The 21,777-nt window shown below is 44.0% G+C and carries 16 protein-coding genes; 2 read left to right on the top strand and 14 right to left on the bottom strand.

All coding sequences use genetic code 11. The features are described from left to right. Position 1: 1 nt before the first annotated feature. The 5 genes from KQH97_RS03970 to cls form a co-directional block, all read right to left on the bottom strand. Complete coding sequence (locus KQH97_RS03970) at positions 2-1,213, bottom strand: ABC transporter permease (RefSeq protein WP_216552866.1); 1,212 nt, start codon at positions 1,211-1,213, stop codon at positions 2-4. A gap of 264 nt (positions 1,214-1,477) precedes the next feature. Further along, a complete protein-coding gene (locus KQH97_RS03975; RefSeq protein ID WP_216552868.1) occupies positions 1,478-2,149 on the bottom strand; it encodes a DUF4367 domain-containing protein in 672 nt (223 codons plus the stop codon). Beyond that, a complete protein-coding gene (locus KQH97_RS03980; protein ID WP_022288371.1) occupies positions 2,142-2,678 on the bottom strand; it encodes an RNA polymerase sigma factor in 537 nt (178 codons plus the stop codon). Before KQH97_RS03980 ends, KQH97_RS03975 begins: the two co-directional genes overlap by 8 nt. A gap of 311 nt (positions 2,679-2,989) precedes the next feature. After that, positions 2,990-4,420 (bottom strand): magnesium transporter, encoded by a 1,431-nt coding sequence (mgtE, locus tag KQH97_RS03985; protein WP_216552870.1) that lies wholly within the window; start codon positions 4,418-4,420, stop codon positions 2,990-2,992. 289 nt (positions 4,421-4,709) lie between these two features. Continuing rightward, a complete protein-coding gene (gene cls / locus KQH97_RS03990) occupies positions 4,710-6,290 on the bottom strand; it encodes a cardiolipin synthase (RefSeq protein WP_253286361.1) in 1,581 nt (526 codons plus the stop codon). A gap of 166 nt (positions 6,291-6,456) precedes the next feature. On the opposite strand from cls, the gene bsh reads away from it, so the two are divergent. Then, a complete protein-coding gene (gene bsh, locus KQH97_RS03995; RefSeq protein ID WP_216552872.1) occupies positions 6,457-7,431 on the top strand; it encodes a choloylglycine hydrolase in 975 nt (324 codons plus the stop codon). A gap of 37 nt (positions 7,432-7,468) precedes the next feature. Here bsh and KQH97_RS04000 read toward each other — a convergent pair whose 3' ends face one another. Both KQH97_RS04000 and KQH97_RS04005 read right to left on the bottom strand, forming a co-directional pair. Continuing rightward, the gene (locus tag KQH97_RS04000; protein ID WP_216552874.1) at positions 7,469-10,954 is read right to left on the bottom strand and encodes a sugar-binding domain-containing protein; all 3,486 of its coding nucleotides are present in this window, start codon (positions 10,952-10,954) and stop codon (positions 7,469-7,471) included. 10 nt (positions 10,955-10,964) lie between these two features. After that, positions 10,965-13,967 (bottom strand): glycoside hydrolase family 2 TIM barrel-domain containing protein, encoded by a 3,003-nt coding sequence (locus KQH97_RS04005; RefSeq protein ID WP_216552876.1) that lies wholly within the window; start codon positions 13,965-13,967, stop codon positions 10,965-10,967. A gap of 70 nt (positions 13,968-14,037) precedes the next feature. Between KQH97_RS04005 and KQH97_RS04010 the strand changes: the two genes are divergently transcribed. Beyond that, a complete protein-coding gene (locus KQH97_RS04010; protein WP_242993788.1) occupies positions 14,038-14,892 on the top strand; it encodes an AraC family transcriptional regulator in 855 nt (284 codons plus the stop codon). A gap of 50 nt (positions 14,893-14,942) precedes the next feature. Here the strand turns inward: KQH97_RS04010 and KQH97_RS04015 are convergent, their stop codons facing one another. From KQH97_RS04015 to murA, 7 genes are all read right to left on the bottom strand, one after another. Beyond that, on the bottom strand, positions 14,943-15,221 hold the full coding sequence (locus KQH97_RS04015) for a zinc-ribbon domain containing protein (RefSeq protein WP_022288363.1): 279 nt from the start codon (positions 15,219-15,221) through the stop codon (positions 14,943-14,945). Between the two features lie 96 nt (positions 15,222-15,317). After that, the gene (locus KQH97_RS04020; RefSeq protein ID WP_046440300.1) at positions 15,318-15,878 is read right to left on the bottom strand and encodes a sigma-70 family RNA polymerase sigma factor; all 561 of its coding nucleotides are present in this window, start codon (positions 15,876-15,878) and stop codon (positions 15,318-15,320) included. Positions 15,879-16,114: 236 nt separating this feature from the next. Next, positions 16,115-16,672: a FumA C-terminus/TtdB family hydratase beta subunit gene (locus KQH97_RS04025; RefSeq protein ID WP_022288361.1), complete on the bottom strand. Its 558-nt coding sequence runs from the start codon at positions 16,670-16,672 to the stop codon at positions 16,115-16,117. Between the two features lie 9 nt (positions 16,673-16,681). Further along, complete coding sequence (locus tag KQH97_RS04030; protein ID WP_022288360.1) at positions 16,682-17,671, bottom strand: hypothetical protein; 990 nt, start codon at positions 17,669-17,671, stop codon at positions 16,682-16,684. A gap of 319 nt (positions 17,672-17,990) precedes the next feature. After that, positions 17,991-19,121: a cell division protein FtsZ gene (gene ftsZ / locus KQH97_RS04035; RefSeq protein WP_022288359.1), complete on the bottom strand. Its 1,131-nt coding sequence runs from the start codon at positions 19,119-19,121 to the stop codon at positions 17,991-17,993. A 255-nt stretch (positions 19,122-19,376) separates the two neighbouring features. Continuing rightward, positions 19,377-20,480 carry a cell division protein FtsQ/DivIB gene (locus tag KQH97_RS04040; RefSeq protein ID WP_216552878.1) on the bottom strand — a complete coding sequence of 368 codons (1,104 nt, stop codon included), beginning with the start codon at positions 20,478-20,480 and terminating at the stop codon, positions 19,377-19,379. An 18-nt stretch (positions 20,481-20,498) separates the two neighbouring features. After that, the gene (murA, locus tag KQH97_RS04045; RefSeq protein WP_117863110.1) at positions 20,499-21,758 is read right to left on the bottom strand and encodes a UDP-N-acetylglucosamine 1-carboxyvinyltransferase; all 1,260 of its coding nucleotides are present in this window, start codon (positions 21,756-21,758) and stop codon (positions 20,499-20,501) included. Positions 21,759-21,777 lie beyond the last annotated feature (19 nt).

Genomic DNA, 21,777 nt, shown 5'->3' on the forward strand with positions numbered 1-21,777 from the left:
ATTATTTTCCCCTCTCTTTCATCATTTTCACAGGGGATCTTTTATTTGTAAACAATATCACAATGTTAAGGAACAAATAAATAGAAATAATATATATTCCAAATATGGTCATATATACCCTGAAATTATATGCGACCTTGATATACTCAAAAAACAAAGTAAGCTTAGGAAGCAGCGCATAATTGAATACCAATGCAAATATCACATATATCGTCACTGATATCATACCTATCTCGGCTATATACATCCGTCTTATTTTATTTGACGTGCAGCCACACAGCATGAATATAGCAGTCTGTTTAGCTCGGGATCTTATTATGTATCTGAAAAGCATTGCAAGATTTATTGCAGAAGCTATCGCAACAGCTACGGACATAAATATAACGGAATTGTAGAATTTTATTTCAGACATATCGACCGTATCTATCGGAGGAAAATTAACATTACACGTTAGAACTTCGCAGAAAGCTTTTTTCAGCTTAAAAAAGCTTTCTGTATCGAGAGCATTGTCATCAAGAAAACTTATGCTTGAAATAGTGCAGTTATCACCCAACGTTTTAAATGGCACCTGAAATTCCTCTTGTACAGTATTACCGAATATGCCTATGACCTTATAGCTTTTGCCAAGCAGTTCAACATTCTTGCCGATCATATCGTCTTTTGCGCCGCTGGGCAGCACGACCAGATTTTCGTCTGAAGCATATTCTTCCTTAGTAAAATATCTGCCTTTGCGTATACTCATGTTGTCGACATACGATTCGTATAAACTATAATCATTCAGCTCCTTATCATATTGAATGCGCACCGCAGACATAAGATACGGTTGACCGTCGTCAAAACACTCATCAATTTTAAGCTCGTTCTGATCAAAATTTATACTAAAATACATACCTGGCATTGACGCTTTAGAATTATCATCAAGCTTGTCAAGCACCTCCCGAAGCTGAACAGGAGTTATAGAATCTGTTCCAAAATAAGACAAGATCCTGCCATCACTGTCTTCCTGAGTATCTATTATATCGCCAAATGAAAAAGTATAGTTAAATACATACTTCTTTTGCTTTTCAATATCCTTGCTTGCTTTAAAATTCTGAAATGCACCATGTGAAAACAATATTATAAGCACATCAGTAACGGCGCAAACAATAAATAGAATAAAGATAAGCACATTCTTTACGGCAAAATTTTTCAGGTTAATAAAAACGTATTTCATTTAGTCCCCTTAATATTACTTATTTTGATTTATACGATAATAAACATCGTCTATAGTATACTGATTATCCTTATCGGTTTTAACTTTTACACGATGAATATAATAAACATATTACTGACCATATACCTCTTTGGTTGCTGACGTAGTTGCTAATGCAGTAGTAACAGCCATAGTGCTTACAATAGCCAATGCAACAATTCCCGTAACAATTTTCTTAATAATCATACTTATTTCCTTCCTCGTTTCGCAATAAATCACGAATTTTTAATTTGTAGACTTAACTGAATTTGCTATGTGAATTATGTCATCTTTGCACAAATTACCGTCTATTTCAAAAGCATAAGTTCCGTCTGTCCATGCAATTATTGCATATTCACTGTCATATGAAATGAATGCTTTATTGCCGTTAATATCTACCCATTCAGTCTTCATATTTTCGGTATCTACCTGATTAGACACTGTCAAAGAACTTTGCGAATAGTTGATGTATTTATCGCCTGATATATAATGTATTTCATGCCTTGTATCGGTAGTGACAACAGATTTGATTTCAAATTCGCTAGGTACGAATGTCGGTACATACTTAACAAAATTATAAATGCTAAAATCGTCCAAAGAATTATCTTTTATATGCGTTATTTCAGCGTTTCTATTATTATCCTGTACAAAAACTCCAACAAACCATTCACGCAGCGGCGGTACGGCGGCGACTGTCACAGAGCCGACCGCAAGCACCGCAGCTATTATCGCCGCAGCAAATCTTAGAGTGATCCTTATATGTCTGTGACCGCTTTTTCTGTTAGTTTTTATCAGCTCGCCAATTCTCTGCTCATATTTTTCCGAAAAATCATGTGGAATTTTCTCAACAGCCAAATAATCCTTATAGTCTTCATCAATTATGCCTAATTTTATTGCCCGTCTTAACTTATCACTCAAAACGATCACCACCGATCAAATCTAAAATTTGTCTTTTGGCTTTATTCAGATAATTAAATACCGTTCTCTTAGAAATGCCCATGATCTGTGCGATCTCATCAGCGGTCAGATCATAATAAACCTTATATGCTATCACAGACTTTAGTTTATCATCCAGCTTTCTTACCGCATCTATAAGCAGATCTAAGTCAATATCATCATAAAAATCCTCACTCGGCTCATCTTCCACCTTAAGATCAAATATAGACGATGTTGGATTTTGATTTTCCTTATTGTAGATCGCATAACAGGCGTTTCTAATAGTTCTAATAAGATATGCGTCCATATCGTGCAAAGAATAATTGTGAATTTTTTTAAAACATTTTGCGATGCTGAAAAAAGCATTTGCACAAGCCTCTTCTGCCAGCGCAGAATTATTCAAGATTTTGTATGCAAAAGCATAGGCTATCTGACGATTTCTGTAATAAAAATCTTCAAAAGACGTCTGATCCTTATCGTTGTCTATCAAGGTCATACATACAGCTAACATTTGATTCCCCCTGAGTTACTTATGTTACTAAGTATAACACATATTGACATACTTTTCAAGATACCAACAAATAAACTTATAACCCGAAATTATAATACATTTTGCGATTTATACTTGTATAAAACTAACATGATTGAGCCATTCAATTTAGTTAAAACTGCAAAAATTCAAATATAAATCAACAATATGATGCACAAAATGCAGAATTATTCAATAAGATAGGCATTACCTTGAATCTAATAGCCAAACCTGAAAAAGCCAACCGCACCCAAATGGATGCAATCGGCTTTTTTATCTTATTCTATTTTTTTCTACCCCAGCTTCAAAACATTCAGCAGGAATATCCAGCTAGTTCCATAGTAAGCCACAACTGCCACCAGATCGTTCAGCGTGGTTATCATAGGGCCTGACGCAACGGCAGGATCTATCTTTATTTTTTTGAAAAAGAGCGGCGTGAGCGTTCCCACTGCACTGGATACTATTATAGCGAGTATAAGTGAAATGCCTATACAACCCGACATCGCAAAGGAGTATACCAGTCCCTTGCCCTTGAAGAAGAAAATATACAGCCCCACTGCTATGAACGACAGCACGCCTATAAGAGTGCCGTTTAGAAGTCCAACTCGCATTTCTTTTGACACAAGGCGAAGCTTCTGCTTTGCAGTAAGGCTTCCGTCTGTAAGCACACGGATAGTCACTGCAAGGGATTGTGTACCAACATTTCCTGCCATGTCAAGTATCAGCGATTGGAACGCCACAATAAGAGTGAGCTGTGCAACAACTTTCTCAAACGCTCCCACCACTGTTGACACCACCATGCCAAGTCCCAACAGCACAAGGAGCCACGGCAATCTCTTTTTCACACTTTGCAACACAGGCTCGTTAAGATCCTCCTCTGCGGAAAGACCGCCAAGCTTTGCATAATCCTCGCCCATTTCATCATCTGACGCCTCGATGATATTTTGCGCCGTGATAACTCCCAGCAGCCTGTTTGAATCGTCAAGCACAGGTATGATATACTCTGAATAATCCTTCAGCTTTTCGATACAATCGGCAGTCTGCTCGTTGGCGTAAACATATGGAAAAGAAGTTGCCGTTATGCTCTCAAGCTCCACCTCGCTGTCAGCCGTGATAAGATCCTTCAGATCTATAGCTCCGCTGAAAACCTTATTTTCGTCCACCACAAACAACGTTGAGATGTTGTCATTTCTTCTCGCCTGACTAACAAGAGCATTCATTGCCTGCTTTACAGTCATGTCCTCATCAATGATAATGCAGTTTGTAGTCATTCTGCTTCCTATCTCATCATCATCAAAAGAAGCGATAAGCTTTAGTTCACTGCGCACATCAGGTGCAACAGCGTCTATAATAAGGCTTCTCCTGTCCTTGTCCGTTTCAGACAGAATGTTCACCGCTGTATCAGTGTCAAGCTCCGATATAAGCTCCGAAGCCTTGTGGATATCCATTTCTCTCAGATACTCCCCTGCCTGCTTTTCGTCAAGATATTCAAATATCTCCGACAGCATTTCAAGACTGCACACACGGTAGAATTTCTTTCTGTTAAGAACAGAAAACGTACTTATTACCTCTGCGATATCACTGCCATGATAATCGTCAAGCTTGTTCATCATGGCTTTCGGGGAATCATTGCTGTTGATGACAGCGGTTATCTCGTCGCAGTGAATGTTCTTTACTGCATCCTCGTTTGAAATTACATTTTTGTTCAGTTCATTTTTCTTCATTTGCTTGTCCTCCGTTTCATTTTTTATGACGTGAGGGACAAACAGGCATAAAAATGCCCGTGCATGACAGGTCACACACGGGCAGATATATCAGATCACAACGAATAAAACGGCAACGCAAAGCGAAGCCCGTCGGCTGTGTTCAAATATATACATAATCGCCCGTTAGACCCGCAACTGTCGCTGTTTGCCACTTTATTCACCTCCGTAAGATCTTGTCTGTTTAATATTGTACCACATTTCATAATAATCATCAATGCATAATTCTTATCTTATTATAAAAATATTGTTAAAGCAATGGTGCAAATATCCTTAGCACGCCGTCAATGAGCCGTCCAAAGAAACCACGCTTTGTGTCCTCAAGCGTGCGCTGTTTGCACTTGCTCTGAGTGTCCAGAATGTCCGCCTTAAAGGTCTTTATTATAGACGAATCATAGAATATAGAACTGCACTCAAAATGCAAAAACAGACTTCTATAGTCAAGATTTACCGAACCAAGAACCGCAAGCTTGTCATCGCATATACAGCCCTTTGCGTGAACAAACCCAGGGGTGTATTCATATATCTTCACTCCTGCCTCGATAAGCTGACGATAATAGCTTCTCGAAAGCCTGAAAACCACCTTTTTATCAGCGATACCTGGCATTATGATGCGCACGTCGACCCCACGTTTAGCCGCCCTTATAAAAGCGTCAAAAAGGCTGTCACCAAGCATAAGATACGGTGTGTAGAACCACACATAATCGCTTGCGGCATAGAGCATCTCAGAAAAAAACGTGTTGCTCACATTTTCGTCCACCATAGGGGAATCATAATAAGGCAAAACATAGCCGTCACCGCCCTTGCCCTCTTTTTCAAAGCTCTCCCCCACAAGGTCATGAGGTATCATGTCATTTGAAAAAGCGTTCCAGAACTCCATAAACATATAGGTGTAGCTTTTTACGCCCTCGCCTGTTATCTTAAAGCCGATATCTTTCCAGTGACCATATTTCGAGCCTATGTTTATATACTCGTCCGAAAGATTTATTCCGCCGCTGTATGCAACTCTGCCGTCCACCACCATTATTTTTCTGTGGTCACGGTTGTTGAGCTGTGATTTTATAAAAAGGAACGGATTGAAAGGCACACATTTTATACCTTTCTCACCAAGCTTCAAAGCGTCTGCAAGAGAATATGTTGCGATACTTCCAAGGTCGTCATACATTATCCTGACGTCAACGCCCTGAGCCGCCTTTCTCGCCATGATATCCACCACAGTGTTAAGGAACTTGCCGTTTTGCAAAATAAAATACTCCGCAAAAATATATTTTTCAGCCTTTTCAAGCTCCTTGCACATATCAGCGAACATTTCCTCGCCCACGGAAAAATACTCTGCGCTGTCAAGCTTCACCATAGGAAATCCCGTTGCGTCGCTTATCCTTTTCACCGATTGAGCAAGCCTTTTGTCCTCACGTTCAAGTTCCCCTATGCACTTTTCCCCGTCAGGAAGCTCATAGTCCATGTGAAGCCTTGCCTTTGTGATATTCTTTTCAAGCTTTTTCGCAGTATTGTTATTGCCGAAAATTATATACATAACTGCACCAAGCACGGGAAAAGTAAGTATCACAATAAGCCAAAGGGTCTTGTAGCTGCTCTCCTCACGCTTTGTGTTGATATAAAGCACAAACAGAAATGACAGCACAGTAAGCACGATGCTGAGAAGCCCTGCCGCCTTGCTGAGCCATTTAAGTATGAGAAGATACCACAAAAACTGCATCGCCACAGGAACTATCACCGCCACCACTCTGCCTGCTATTTTCTTTACATTGTTCCACGTCAACTCCGTTTCGCTCCTTTCATTTATCATCTTAGGGCAACAAAATACTATCATTATGCGATGTTACCATTATTATAACAATTTTTTTAACATAAGTCAATGCCATTGATTTTAACTGCAAAAAGTGTTATATTAAATATAACGAGTCCTGCGGATAGCTTTGTCAGCAGGCGGGCGAACGATTCGCACCCACGAAAACAATTTAATTGGAGGTAACAAAATGTGTACTGCGGCAACTTATAAAACGAACGATTTTTACTTTGGAAGAACTCTTGACTATGAAAGCTCCTATGGCGAGGAAATAGTCATAATGCCAAGAAACTTTCCCCTTAACTTTGTTAATATGGGCAGGATAGCTACCCATTATGCGGTAATAGGCACAGCTCATGTCGCTCAGGATTATCCTCTTTTCTATGACGCCGCCAATGAAAAAGGTCTTGCCATGGCAGGTCTTAACTTTGTTGGCAATTCCTTTTACCGTGATGATATAGACGGCAAAGACAACGTTGCGCAGTTTGAGTTTATCCCATGGATTCTCTGTCAGTGTGCAAACGTGACAGAAGCAAGGACGCTTATAGAAAAGATAAACATAACCAAAACTCAGTTCAGCCCGCAAATGCCGTCAGGTCAGCTCCATTGGATAATAGCAGACAAGAACGACTGTATCGTAGTGGAATCTGTAAAAGAAGGCATAAAGGTCTATAACGACCCAGTGGGCGTACTCACGAACAATCCTCCATTCGATATGCAGATGTTCAGGCTCAACGATTTCCGTGGACTTTCCCCTAAACAGCCCGAAAACACTTTTTCAGACAAGCTTGACCTTACTTCCTACAGCCGTGGCATGGGTGCAATGGGTCTGCCCGGCGACCTGTCCTCGCAGTCAAGATTTATAAGAGCAGCATTTGTGAAAATGAACTCACGTTCCGCCCCTGACGAGCAAAGCAGTGTGAGCCAGTTCTTCCACATCTTAAACTCAGTTGACCAGCAAAGAGGCTGCTGCCAGGTGGCAGAGGGAAAGTATGAGATAACCATTTATACAAGCTGCTGCAATACCGACAAGGGCATTTACTATTACACCACCTACAACGGACATCAGATATCCGCTGTTGATATGCACAAGGAAGACCTTAACTCCGCCAAGCTTATTGCCTACCCTATGATAACGGGCGAGATAATAAACTTTCAGAACTAGCAAACGCTCCGTACAAAATCTGTACGGAGCGTTTTTATTACTCAAATCTAAAATATTCAAAGTCAAAGTTGCTTCCCGGCAGGAACGCAAATGAAACCTTCTGTTTGCCGCTGATACCTGAGATATCAAAGCTCTTCTGGGCATAATTTTCGCTGTCACCTGTCCTGAACTCGCAGAGTATTCGGTTTTCTCCCTCGCTGCCATTCAAAATAAGATGTATGCTGTTGAGTGCAAGCGGTGACTTTCCGCTTATAACGAGCCTGCTCGGCTGCTTTTCAGAGAAATCGAACTCGCCGAAATCAAGCATAACATTGTTGCCTATCTCGGTCACACACTTTTCGCCCTTTGTAAATTTGTCACCATAAATGTTGTCAGCATCAGCCGCATTATTCACTGCAAATTCACGGCTCACCTTTTCAAAGTTGAAACCGCCCACTTGGAAGCCGTCCTCAGTAAGAATACAAAGGGTCTCAATACCCTTGAGCTTTCTTGAAAGCTTGAAGGTTTCAGGCTTGAAGATCATCCACTCAGGCTTTTTGTGATAACTGAACGTGCCCAGATGCTTTCCGCCCTCGTCCGGTATCCCGTCATAAAAGCTTATCTTAACAGGGTCAAGGGTGTTCGCCCATATCTGCACTGTAACAGTGTCAGAGCCTGCACTGCCAAAGTCAAGATTATCATAAGCCGCCCATGATGTTACCTTGCCCATTGCAAAGCCTACACCCTTCTTCATGCCGCTTGAAACGTTGTCGCTCGCCCTTGTGAAAAGTCCGCCGATAACGAACTGATAAGGGTCGGTAAGAGCACTTCCAAGCCCCTCAGCAGTGAATTTGAGCATAGAAATGATGTGATAACGCTCAGTGCCGTTTTTGCACATTGCACGGAGCCAGAAGCTTCCGTCACCCTTTGCTTTCACCTTAATGCTGTCTGCTGTTACCTCGCACTCTGCAAGATTAGATGTTATGCCCTTTTCATTTGTTACCCTGAACTCTATATCCTCAGCATAATCCGAATTGGCAGGGAGTGCCTTATATTTCACTGTTATCTCAGGGTTATCCTTGTCAAGAGTAAGAGTATCAGTATAAAGCTCTATTTTTCTCACCGGTATCTCGTCTGTTCTTCCGCACTCGACAGGAGCAAAGCCCACTTTTTCAAGCGATGATGTACCGCTGTCATATTCTGCCTCAACAGCATCAAGGGTAACAACACAGTCTGGCAGACCCTTTGATGTAAGCGTTACCCTTATCTCCCCTGTCTTGTCTGTTGAGCCAATAACAGCAAGCATTTTTCCTGAGAAAAGCCTGCGTGACGTACCCTTATACTGATCATAGTCTGTGCTGTCGCCGTTGTCAAGACCCATAAGCCTTGCCGCACCCTCAACGCTCACGTTCACACGATTGTTGGCGTTTGCGCAGAAAGTGCCGTCCTTGTCAAATGCGGATATTTCAATATAAACAAGGTCAGAGCCGTCTGCAAGTATCTCTGTCTTGTCAGGGACAGCTTCTATTCTAACAGCGTCCCCGAATGAACGCTGTATATCCTCTGCGATGATATTTCCATTCTCGTCATATGCAACAGCTTTAAGCTCGCCCTTTTCATATGGTATGATATAGTTCGCTGTCAGCTCCTTGCCGTGCTTGTGGTCTATATCATATGCCCCCATTGAAACGCCGTCCTTGAAAAGCTCAACTCTCGGAGCATTTGAGCAAACTCTCACGTCACAAGGCAGTCCGTCGCTGAAATCCCAGTATGGGAAAATATGCACGAACGGGTCGTCCTTATAGTCTGTCCACTCTGCACGGAAAACATATGCGCTGTCCTTTGCAAAGCCTGCTGTGTCGAACTGACCAAAGTAGGAATTTTTCGTGCTGTATGGAGTAGGCTCGCCTATGTAGTCAAAGCCTGTCCAAATGAACTGACCTGCACAGTATTCAGCGTCACGGTCAGGGATAATGCAAGCCTCAGTGTTCTTTGCGCCCCAGCCTGTACAGCTGTTGCCCAAAGATGAACACTGCTCGTCATCGTCAGTTAGCAAGGTTTCAGACAGCGGAAAATGATATATTCCACGGGTCTGAACAACAGAAGCCGTTTCGCTTCCGTATATCATCCAATCAGGGTGAGCGGCGTGGTGTTCCTCATAAAGCCTCTCACCGTAGTTATAGCCTGCAAGCTTGAGAATATCAGCGCATTTCTGACCGTTCTCCCACTGCATATAGTTAGAGCCGAATGTGACATAGCCGTTGCCATCAGGGTCATGAAGCCTAACGAGCCTTTTGAGCCAAGCCGTTACCTCCTGACCTCTCTCGTCAGCGTGTGTATCAAAAATCTCATTTCCCACGCTCCAGCCTATGATTGAAGGGCGGTTTCTGTCACGGCGCACCCATGAAGCAACGTCCTTTTCTACCCACTCATCAAAAAATCTAGCATAGTCATAGTCGGTCTTTGACCTCTCCCACATATCAAAGCCCTCAGAGAGAATGAGCATACCTGTTTCGTCAGCGATGTCCATAAACTCCTCCGCTGGCATATTGTGAGAGGTCCTGATAGCGTTGATTCCCATTTTGCGTAGCTTTTTAAATCTTCTCCTTATAGCCGCAGGATTGGAAACTGCCCCAAGACAGCCGTTGTCATGGTGTTCGCATGAGCCGTGGAGCTTAACGTGTCTGCCATTGAGATAAAAACCGCTGTCGCACTTGAATTTGATAGTCCTGAAGCCGAATTTCTGACTTACACGCTGAACACAGCCGCCGTCCACAAGAATTTCCGACACCATGGTGTAAAGCACAGGCGAGGTGATATCCCAAAGTTCAGGGTCTTTCACTGTCATGGTCTGAGCGATGAGAGAATAGCTCACGCCTTTCACACGCACCGCCTCAGGTATGCAGGAAATATCCGCCCCACAAGCGTCAGACTCATAGCTTGCCACCTTTTTGCCGTTCTTGTCGAGGATAGTGTTTTTAATGCGTATTCCCCCAAGAGGAGTGCCCTTAGGTCGGAGCATCTCAGCCTTCAAAGTCACCTGCCAGCCGTCCTCCTGCTTTGACGTGGTGATATAAATGCCGTCATTGCCGAAACGTATCTCAGGGCTTTCGCAAAGCCAAACCTTTCTGAAAATGCCTGCTCCTGAATACCACCTGGAGTTTGGCGAGTGGTGATCCACACGGACAGTAATAATGTTCTCACCTTCCTTAACAAGGTCGGTGATATCGAACATAAATGCCGAGTAGCCGTATTTCCACTCCCCTGCCAAATCACCGTTCACATACACCTTGCTGTCCATGTAAACTCCGTCAAAGCGGATAAAAGTGCGTATGCCCTCTTTCTTTTGGTAAGAGAAATTCTTTCTGTACCAGCCTGTAGAAGTTTCATATAGGTCATTTGTATTATAAATAAGCCAATCGTGAGGAATGTCCACAGGCTTGAAAGCAAAGTTCTCTGAGTAGTCAGAGCCGAAAACCGCCTTGTAAAATTCCCAATCGTTGCAAAAAAGCTTTCTGTCTGAGTATGTTTCACAGATATCCATAAAAACTCCTTTATATTTTACTTATCTGAATATGAAAATGTGCGTTTATCAAAGGCTTTTCAAGCTGATATTTCTCAGCAAGCCTTGGTCCGCAGGAGTTAGAACCGACCCCTGCCATTGCATAGTCAACGCAGATAACATTGCTCTCGCACCTTTCAAGCTCATAGTTATGTGCCTTTGCCGCAAGCTCCTCCTGCGAAAACTGAGAAGCGTTGAATGAAAACTCCTTGTCAGCGGTAAGCTTCACCTTAGTGTCCCCACCGCACACAGTGAGATATCTGCACCCATAGTGTGATGAATTTTCCTGCGGTCTTATATAATCCTCGTGCATATCCCCGATATCAGCCGCAAATCTGCCCACATAGCAAGCCTGACGCTTGTCAATGTAGCTTTCTGTAGGACCATATCCGAAATATTCCGCCCTTGAAAAATCTTTTGGCATGAAAAGCCTTATACCGAACCTTGGAAGCATATCTATCTTATTTGAAAACTCCGCTTCGCATTTTATGTCAAGCCCACTGCCGTCAATAACATAAACAGCTTTCAGCCTGCAAAACGGCTGTTGTATGGACCAGCCAAAAGACTGTGTGACGCTTATCTCCGCTCTGTTCTCGCTCGCTGAAAGCTCACAGCCGTAGCTTTTCACATCAAAGTCATTAAGATGCACCTTGTACCAATTGTACTTCATGACATCATTATCCGTAGGCGCACGGAAGAAGTTATACTGCAAAGGTCTGTCAAGAAGCTCTCTGCCGCCGAATTTCGCAGAAATAAACGCCGACTTACGCTTGTCAAAGCGGTAAACAACATCTCCCACTGTCACAGTGATACAAAGTGGTGTTTCCTCCGCCTTTACCTTAGCTTTCGCCTTTTCCACAACCGCTTTCCTGCCATCAGCTATTTTCAGTTGGTCAAAGCACACCTCATAGCCATTTTCACAATAGTCAGTGTCCTCCTTTGCAGTGAAAATAAACCTTATGAATGTTTCATTTTCATACTCCGCTGTATCATTGGGAACATTCACCACAGTGCTTCCCATAGGCTCGATGTCAAAATCCACCCTGCCGATATGTATAATACCGTTTTTGTCCGTTATCTCATAGCGGCAATCGAGAATATCCCCAGCGTTCTCAAACTCCAGCGTGCTTGAAAAAACAAAGCTTCCCTCGCTTTCCCCTTTTGTTACTCGCACAGGTCTGTATACCTGCTTTACCTCAAGCAGTCCCGTGTGTGGCGTTCTGTCAGGATAAACAAGACCGTCCATGCAGAAATTGCTGTCATTGTGTCTTTCCCCAAAATCTCCGCCGTAGCCGTATTTTATCCTTCCCTCAGCCGTTTTGCCAAGCGGTACAGAATGGTCGCACCACTCCCACACAAAGCCACCGCAGAAACGCTCATTGGAATAGAACACATTGTGATAATCCTCCAGATCTCCCGGACCATTTCCCATGGCGTGGCAGTATTCGCACTGCACAAGAGGTCTGTTTTCCTCAGGCTTTTCAAGATAGCCTTTCAGCCCGTTTAGATCCCAGTACATACCCGAAACTACGTCAAGCACGCTGTCGGAAGTTCCGTCAAGGCAGTGTGTGCTTTCATAATGCACAAGCCTTGTATCATCAAGAGCTTTTATGACCTTTGCCTCTTCAAGCATATTTTTGCCATATCCGCTTTCATTGCCCAATGACCAGAACACCACACAAGGGCGGTTGATGTCACGCTTTACAAGACATTCCGCACGATCTTTTATGGCATTGCCAAACCTCTCGTCAGAGGCAAGCATCGCAATGCCGTTGTAATCTGAATAGTCCCACTTGTAGTCATAATAGACCTCCACACAGCCATGTGACTCCAGATCCGCTTCATCAATAACATAAAGCCCCAGCCTGTCGCAAAGCTGATAAAACACAGGAGAGTTAGGATAATGTGACGTTCTCACAGCGTTTATGTTGTGCTTTTTCATAAGCACAAGGTCAGCTTTCATCTGCTCATAAGAAGCATAATATCCCGTGTCAGGATAGCTGTCATGACGATTTACACCCTTGAACTTCACTGCCCTGCCGTTTATCTTAACAACGCCCTTATCCACCTTTACATCTCTGAAGCCAACCTCTTCGCCGATAACCTCGTCGCCTGCATTGATAGTAAGACTGTAAAGATAAGGTGTTTCAGCACTCCAAAGCCTGACGTTCTCTAACTTTGTCTCAACGCTCTCACCGTCATAAGCCGAAAACTGAGCCATTGTAACACCATCATCATCGCAAAGCTTTGCCGAAACATCACAGCCGAATACCGTAAACTCCAGCCTTGCAGAGCCATTCTCACCGAGTATAGTTTTCACGATATAATTTTCAAGACGCATTTTCGGTCTTGACAGCACATAAACATCTCTGAAAATTCCCGAAAGCCTTATCTTGTCCTGATCTTCAAGATAAGTTCCGTCGCACCATTTCAGCACAGCGGCAGTAATGATATTCCTGCCCTCAGCGAGATATGGCGTGATATTAAACTCAGCCGTAGCGTGAGAAACCTGCGAATATCCCACAAAGCTGTCGTTCACATACAAATAAACACAGCTATCCACGCCCTCGAACACAAGCACCCTGTCCATGCCGTCAGGGGAATAATCATATTCACGCTGATAAACTCCCACAGGTATATCGTCAGGCACAAAAGGTGGGTCAAATGGTATTGGATAGCACACGTTCGTATACTGCGGCTTGTCATAGCCGTAAAGCTGCCAGTTTGACGGCACGGGGATAGTGTTCTCAAACTTTTCATGAATAAAATCGTCCTCTAGGTCTATTATGCTGTCATAATAACGAAAACCCCAGTTGCCGTTTAAAAGCTCCATTCTCTGCGAGTTTTCACGGTCCTCAAAAGGATCCTGCCCCTTTGCAAACGGCACAAAATAGCAGTGCTTGTCAAGCGTGCCAATGTGCAGCGCCTGAGTATCCTCATGATATATCATTTTCGATCTTGGCGAATTTTCCGCCGCCAGCTTTAAAATATCCATATCTGTTCTCCTTTACAAGTTTATAAATTACTGTAATTATTTTATCAGCTATTGACAGGCAAGTCAATGAATGATATTATTAATTTATAACAATATGAATATGGAGTTGATATTTTTGTTCTTTGCCGATTATCCTATCCTGGGAAACGAAAAGTCCCTGCCACTATATCTGCAAAATATGGGTCAGCAGCACTGTCAGGATCACCTTATAAGACCCGAGGGCTATCACTATGACCAGATACTCTACTGCACCAAAGGCAGCGGCACGCTTATCTTTGAGAATAAAGCCATTCCCATACCACATGATACCGCCATATTCATACCCGCTGAAACGCCCCACGAATACTATCCGGAAGAGGATATATGGGATATCCACTGGATAGTCCCCTGCGGATATGCCTCCAGGGATATTCTTGCCCAGTTCGGCCTTACCGAGCTTAAAACCTTTCACCTCAGCGACACAAAAATGCTCGAGCATATTTTCCGCAAAATGCACAATGCTCTGCGAACCGACAGTATTTTCGGCAATTACAAAGCCTCTGGCTATTTGTATGATTTTCTTATGGAGTTTTACCGCCTTATCGCCTACAAGGACCCTGCCACGTCAGTATCCTCCGCCCTTATGAAAGCACTGGACTACATAAACTACAACTATTTTTCACCTATCACAATGGACGAGCTTTGCAGTGTGTCAGGAGTAACTAAACAGCACCTTTGTCTGCTTTTTCGCAAAAAACTCAGTATGCGTCCAATGGAATACATCGCAAAACGTCGTATCCAAGAAGCCAAAGCCCTGCTTACCGGTACAGAAAAAAGCATCGAGCAGGTAGCCGAGGAAACAGGCTTTTGCTCAGAAAGCTATTTCTGCAAGCTTTTCAAAAGATACGAGGGCATGACCCCCTCCGCTTTCCGCCAGATCAAATAACAACAAACAAAAAAAGAGCCGCCCAAAGGCAGCTCAATTATGCAGAAAAATTAGCCCTGCTCCTTCATCTTAGCGAAACACTCGCTGCAGTAAACAGGTCTGTCCTCTCTTGGCTTGAAAGGAATAACAGCCTCGCCGCCGCAAGAAGCACAAGTTGCTGTATAAGTCTGTCTTTCAGACTTTGTAGCAGCCTTTCTTGCATCTCTGCAAGCTTTACATCTCTGTGGCTCGTTTACGAAACCTTTCTCAGCATAGAACTCCTGCTCGCCTGCTGTGAAAACGAACTCGTTTCCGCACTCCTTACATACTAATGTCTTGTCTTCGTACATGGTTCTTACCTCATTACATAAAATTGTGCCTAGTCGGATTTGCACCGACACCTTTGAATAAACAACGCTCTGCTATTAAGCTATACGGCCATATTCCTATCTCAACAGTGATCTCAATTTCCGTCTGACTCTCTGCATTGCATTGTCTACCGCCTTTTCCGACGTGCCCAAGCCTAATGCTATCTGATTGTATGACATTCCTCTCAAAAACGATTGAAATACCTGCCATTCCTGCTCCGAAAGTGCAGAAGTGATCTTATCATAAAGCTCATTCAGCTCCTCACGCTCCACTACGACCTCCTCAGGTACAGTGCCACCACCGCCAAGAATAGCCTCAAGGTCAGCTTCCTCGCCGCCTGAAAGAAGTGCATTTCTGTGAACAGACGAAATGATCTTATTTTTTATACATTTTGTAGCGTAAGTTGAAAACTTCGCATTTTTGTCTTCACGATAGGTCCTGACCGCACCCAGAAGCCCCATAAGCCCCTCTTGGACAAGATCCTCGTGAACCTCGGCGCCATATTTTTTTGCCAGAAACTCCACCGTACAGATATATCTCGCAATAAGCTCACCGATAGCCGTTTTGTCACTCTGTGCATTTAGCACAAGCTGCTCATCTGAAAGCTTTTTCTGCTGATCCTGCCGATCGCCTCTCAAAAAATACCGCCCACCTAATCGTAGAAATTACCGCAAAGCCCCATTCTGACGCCACTGCGTAATGTTATAATACCATTTTAGACCATAAAAGTCAAGAGAATTGACGAAATCCGCCGTCCCTGTGAAAATATTTGTAACATACCACAGTTTTAAGAATGTATTCTTGTGATTTTCAACAAACAAAAAGTCAGCCGTGTCGAAATACACGGCTGACCGCAATTTACGCAACTTTGATGTTATACACGGCAGTATTTTGCTCTGCCATCGCTGAAAATATCCCCTCCGTGGCAATCGTCAGCCACAACAAGAGGAAAATCCTCAACGTAAAGTTTTTTCACAGATTCACAGCCCAGCTCCTCAAAAGCCACTACCTCACAAGACTTTATGCAGTTGCAGGCAAGTGCGCCCGCACCGCCTATAGCACAGAGATAGACCGCACCATTTCTTATCACGGCGTCCCTTACCTCTTGTGATCTCTCGCCCTTGCCGATCATTCCGCCCAATCCAAGATCAAGCAGCCTCGGAGCAAACCTGTCCATTCTTCCTGAAGTGGTCGGTCCGCATGAACCGATAGGCTTTCCCTCAGGTGCAGGAGTAGGTCCGGCATAGTAGATAACAGCGTCTTTCAAAGGGATAGGAAGTTCCTTTCCCTCGTCAAGCAAAGCATTGAATCTTTTATGTGCAGCGTCCCTTGCAGTATACACAACGCCCGAAAGCAATATCTTGTCACCGCATTTAAGCTCTCCGCTCACCGCTTTAAGCTCCTCGGAACGCACCTTTCTTATTTCCGACATGACAAACTGTTATTCAGCGTCATCATCGCTTACAAGAGAAAGACCATCGTCAATAAGATCTCTTGCAGTGTTTACAGCACCGATACTATTGCCATACAGATCGTTAAGTGATGTAACGAGCTGCTGAACAGTTTCGCTCAGACTTGTGAACTGTGTCTTAACAGACTCTCTCAGATCAGCAGACTGTGCTCTGATGTTCTTAGCTTCGTTCTTAGCGTCGCTTACTACCTTTGCAGCCTCAGCATTTGCCTTTGATGTTACGTCAGCGGCTTCTGCGTTAGCCTTTGATGTAACAGCCTCTGCCTCTGCATTAGCCTTAGAAGTTACCTCGGCAGCCTGCTTGTTTGCAGCACTTGTAACAGCTTCAGCCTCCTGCTTAGCGGCAGCTGTCATTGCAGCAGCGCTTGACTTAGCTGTCTGAAGTGTAGTATCAGCCTCTGTCTGAGCATTTGTAACAAGCTTCTGTGCCTGTGCGTTTGCGTCAGCAAGAACCTGATCCTGAAGCTGTTTAGCTTCATCTTCCATCTGCTTAGCTGCCTTCTTAGCTTCCTGAACGACCTTATTAGCTGTGTTCTGAGCTTCCATGAACACGCTTCCAAGATCGAATGCAGGAGTGGCTGTGCCGGCATTAGCCTCAGCAGTTTCGAGCTTCTCTTTAAGATCCTCGATCTCCTGCTTCTGCTTTTCAAGCTCAGCGTCCTTTTCAGTTACCTGCTGCTCATAGTCAGCGATACGAACCTTCATTGTATCAGTATTAGCCATAAGCTCGGCTATCTTATTTTTAGCCTCTTCTACCTTTTTCTCAAGTTCCTTCTTGCCCTCGAAGTCCTGCTTCTGAGCGCCGCCCTGCTTCTCAAGACGTTCGATAGTTTCGTTCTGGTCATTGACCTGAGCCTCAAGAGTATAAATTTTAGAAGTAAGGTCGTCTACATAAGCAAGAACGTCCTGCTTATCAAATCCGCCGACTCTAACCGTTCTTAAATAACCATTACTAGCCATTTCAATCCCTCCACATTAGTGATTATCTCTATTATACAATAAACCACGTTATTTTTCAACTGATTTAAGCCGTTTTCAAAAATTTCATTATTCCATACAAAATAGCAACTGAAATTTATACAAAATGTCTTAAAATCATATTTATCACAGAATAATTATATCAAATTTTCCGTAAGATTTCAAGTGCTTTTGCGAAAAATTTTCAATATCATGATAATTTTCTGAGAATACGAAAACCTCTTTAATTATGTAAACGTTTTCTGATTTTGGTTCAAACAAGGCGGACAGCGTAAACGCCGATCCGCCTTTGAAAGCATTATTACTTGTTCTTGAAGATATTGAAGATATCGTCGTAATAATTTGGATTATCAGCAGCCTTAACGCCAGCCTTGTGCATCGCTTCAGCATCAGCCTTTGCGTCGTCAGCCTTCTGAGTAAAATTTGCAGTATATGTTGTCGCAGCCTTTGGTGCAGCAGCCTCAGGAACGTCATCTCTGTCAACAAAGTCAGCAGCGATAACAGTAACGTCCATAGCGTCCTTGGTATCAGGATTTGTGCCGTTACCAAAAATGATCTCAACATTATCGTCAGCAGCGTCTGCTATAGCAGCAGTAAGTTCGTCCATATCACTGATAAGGAGATCCTCGCTCATTGTAACGTTTACGATAAGTCTTCTCGCACCCTTGATAGAAGTTTCAAGAAGGTCAGAAGAAATGACCTGATTGATGATATCCTGTACCTTATCCTTGCCCTCGCCGTGACCGATAGCAATATGCGCTCTGCCTGCACCCTTGAGGATAGTAGTAACGTCAGCGAAGTCAACGTTGATCTCATCATGTCTTGTAATGATCTCAGCGATAGCGATAACGTCTGTCTTAAGAACTTCATCAGCGATAGCATAAGACTGCTTCATAGTGAGGCGCATCTCGTTTGTGATAAGGTTCTGGTTAGGGATAACGATAAGAGCGTCAACGTGCTTGATAAGAGCCTCGATACCCTTCTCCGCTCTCTCCATCTTCTTTGCGCCCTCAAATTTAAAAGGCTTTGTAACAACTGCGATAGTGAGCTTGTCAAGTGACTGTGCGATCTCAGCAACTACAGGTGCAGCACCGGTACCTGTTCCGCCGCCCATACCTGCTGTGATGAATACCATGTCAGCGTCCTTGATAGCGTTCTCGATCTCGTCCTTGCTTTCCTGAGCGGAAGCCTCGCCGATCTCAGGCTTTGCACCTGCGCCCAGACCGTGAGTAAGCTTCTCACCTATCTGGATCTGTGTGTGTGCAGCTGACTTATGCAGTGCCTGGATATCAGTATTAACAGCGATATATTCAACATTTCCCTCGATACCGGCCTGTGCGATACAGTTAAGTGCGTTTCCACCGCCGCCACCGACACCGATTACCTTGATCTTTGCGCCTACGACTGGCTCTTCAACATACTCGTAACCCATAATAGAACTCCTCCTAAAAGCGAATTTTCATACTTCTCCGTATTTTTACATATCAATTTATCAAATCAAAAATAAAATGCAAAAAAGCCTATGTGCCGAATATGCACATAAATAGATACAATAATATATTATCATACTTTTGTCAAAAAGTAAAGAACTTAAATGAAACCATTATAAACTTTTTATTAATTATCAATAAAACGACTGATTTTTCAGTTTCATTTGTGTATACTATACAATTAGTTTACTTGACCACTACCAGCCTGTGTTAGTCTGACCGTCCACATAGCCGTTGTCAGCATATCCATTGTCGGTATAGCCCTGATCACCGCCGTTATCATATCCCCAGTCGGTGTTTCCGTTCTCGTTTGTCCACTGATCTGTGCCTGCATTGTCAGCATCATCATTGCCGTCCCATGCGTTGGTATCGTCGCTGTAGCCTTGGCTATCGTCCCCTGACCATGAGTTATCACTGTCCCATGTGCTGCCGTCATCAATATTAGTATCAGCCGATACCGCACTGCTGCTGTCATCTGGCTTTGCAGAGCTTGTGTCGTCAGGTTTTGACGACTCGTCCTGCGATTTCGGAATAGCCGAAATGCCGCTGTCAGCACCGTTGTAAATAAGCGTACCCTCGTAATCGTCAGTAATGCTCTTGTCAATTACCGCCTTAAGATATGTAAGCTTGTATTCCATATCCACTGAGCTTCCAAGCTTTATTTCAAGCCTGCCGTCATACATAAGCTTAATATCCGAACGGGTGGTCAGGTCAATAGAGTCTATATTTTTAAATTTCAGGTCATGAAGATCATTCAGAAGCTCTTTAAGGATATCCGCCTTAAATGAATCCTCAGAAGCAAGCTTGTCGCCCTGACTAAGGCTTTTAAGCTCAAAACCCTTTACAACAGGTATATCCCCTGTCGGAGCAGGATTTTTCGTTTCAAGTATCTTTCCCGAAGCAGACAGCACATAGTATGAATTTTTATACTCGATATCAGCCGCCTTTTCGGCCTCTGTGCAGGTTATAACAAGTGTTGACGGAAATTTCTTTGTGACCTTGACATCATCAAGATACACAAGAGTATCTTTCAAACGCTTTTCAACTATATCCGTATTCGTCCTCACAAGGTTCTGTCCCGTTGAAACGCCGCCCACGCCAAGGATCTGATCCTGCTCGTAAAGGGTAACGCCCTCTATTTTTATCTCCGACACATTAAAAAACAAAAACATACTCAGCACCAGCAGCAGCGCCGCAGCCGCAAAAAAGCTGGCAACATACACATTGCGCATATTCACTGTCTGCCGACGTGCCGCAGGCCGCTGTGAGTTCATTCTGTTTTCCTTGTAAGTTCCGTTCATTTTACTCTTTCCTAACTGCTAGTAATTTACACGTTTTATGTTTCCGCCCAGAAGCGTAAAAGCATTTTCAATGCAGTCATAGCCCCTGTCCATAAGCTTTATATTAGTGAGAGATGTTTCTCCCTCTGCCGAAAGCGCCGCCACAGCTAACGCCGCACCGCCTCTAAGGTCAGGCGCACGGACTTTTGCTCCGTAAAGCTCCTTCACGCCCTCGATAACAGCCACTTTTCCCTCTGTCTTTATATCCGCACCCATTCTCACAAGCTCGTCAACATGGCGGTAGCGGTTTTCAAAAATATTTTCCACCACCACACTGGTGCCTTTTGCCTTAGCAAGTGCTGCCGTGACTATCGCCTGAGCGTCCGTAGGGAATCCCGGGTAAGGCATAGTCCTCACCGTCCGCACAGCTTTTAGCTGTTTAGGCGCTTTTATAAATATCCTGTCCTCATATAGAAATACCTGACAGCCCATTTGCTCAAATATAGGTATGACCGCACGGATATCCCCTGCCCTTGCCCCAAGCAGACCTATCTCACCGCCTGTTGCCGCCGCCGCGCTCATAAAAGTCGCCGCAACTATCCTGTCGGGCATGACAGAGTATTCACAGCCGTGTAGCTTTTCCACACCGCTTATTGTTATCGTTCCGCCCCCTGCGCCGCTTATCCTTGCACCGCAGCAGTTCAGAAACTCCGCAAGATCGCATATCTCAGGCTCTCTTGCCGCATTGTATATCACTGTGTCGCCCTTTGCCAGAACAGCCGCAAGCATGATGTTCTCAGTCGCTCCCACAGAGGGGAACGAAAGGTCTATCCTAGCCCCTCTAAGCCCTCTCGGGCAGGTGCAGCTAAGCACGCCATACTCCTCGTTTATCCTGACGCCCATTTTTCTAAGTGCGCACAGATGCATATCTATAGGTCTCGGACCAAGCTCACACCCTCCCGGGAATGACAGCCTGCATTCACCTGTTCTTCCAAGAACAGCTCCCAGAAAAACGATAGACGAACGCATCTCTCTCATAAGCTCATCTGGCACAAAGGTCTTTACAGCGCCCCTTGCGTCCACAGTAACACAGCCGTCCTCACGGCTGCACCTTGCCCCAAGCACCGACAGAATGCGACAAGCCGCAAATACGTCCGAAAGTGCAGGACAGTTATGTAGCCTGATCTCTCCGTTTATAAGAACACACCCTGCCAGCAGCGGCAGAGCTGCATTTTTTGCTCCCTGAACGGTTATCTCTCCGTTCAGCCTGCTTCCTCCCTGAATGATAAGCCGTTGCATAAGCGTCGCTCCTTTTAAG

Origin of the sequence: Ruminococcus sp. MSJ-25 (assembly GCF_018917825.1) — a bacterium.
GTDB classification, from domain to species: Bacteria; Bacillota; Clostridia; order Oscillospirales; family Ruminococcaceae; genus Hominimerdicola; species Hominimerdicola aceti.

Bases quoted from the DNA above. Each gene is read 5' to 3' on its own strand.
- KQH97_RS03970 (WP_216552866.1), bottom strand. From the start codon at position 1,213: ATGAAATACGTTTTTATTAACCTGAAAAATTTTGCCGTAAAGAATGTG.
- KQH97_RS03980 (WP_022288371.1), bottom strand. From the start codon at position 2,678: ATGTTAGCTGTATGTATGACCTTGATAGACAACGATAAGGATCAGACG.
- mgtE (WP_216552870.1), bottom strand. From the start codon at position 4,420: ATGAAGAAAAATGAACTGAACAAAAATGTAATTTCAAACGAGGATGCA.
- cls (WP_253286361.1), bottom strand. From the start codon at position 6,290: ATGATAGTATTTTGTTGCCCTAAGATGATAAATGAAAGGAGCGAAACG.
- bsh (WP_216552872.1), top strand. From the start codon at position 6,457: ATGTGTACTGCGGCAACTTATAAAACGAACGATTTTTACTTTGGAAGA.
- KQH97_RS04000 (WP_216552874.1), bottom strand. From the start codon at position 10,954: ATGGATATCTGTGAAACATACTCAGACAGAAAGCTTTTTTGCAACGAT.
- KQH97_RS04005 (WP_216552876.1), bottom strand. From the start codon at position 13,967: ATGGATATTTTAAAGCTGGCGGCGGAAAATTCGCCAAGATCGAAAATG.
- KQH97_RS04010 (WP_242993788.1), top strand. From the start codon at position 14,038: ATGATATTATTAATTTATAACAATATGAATATGGAGTTGATATTTTTG.
- KQH97_RS04015 (WP_022288363.1), bottom strand. From the start codon at position 15,221: ATGTACGAAGACAAGACATTAGTATGTAAGGAGTGCGGAAACGAGTTC.
- KQH97_RS04025 (WP_022288361.1), bottom strand. From the start codon at position 16,672: ATGTCGGAAATAAGAAAGGTGCGTTCCGAGGAGCTTAAAGCGGTGAGC.
- KQH97_RS04030 (WP_022288360.1), bottom strand. From the start codon at position 17,671: ATGGCTAGTAATGGTTATTTAAGAACGGTTAGAGTCGGCGGATTTGAT.
- ftsZ (WP_022288359.1), bottom strand. From the start codon at position 19,121: ATGGGTTACGAGTATGTTGAAGAGCCAGTCGTAGGCGCAAAGATCAAG.
- KQH97_RS04040 (WP_216552878.1), bottom strand. From the start codon at position 20,480: ATGAACGGAACTTACAAGGAAAACAGAATGAACTCACAGCGGCCTGCG.
- murA (WP_117863110.1), bottom strand. From the start codon at position 21,758: ATGCAACGGCTTATCATTCAGGGAGGAAGCAGGCTGAACGGAGAGATA.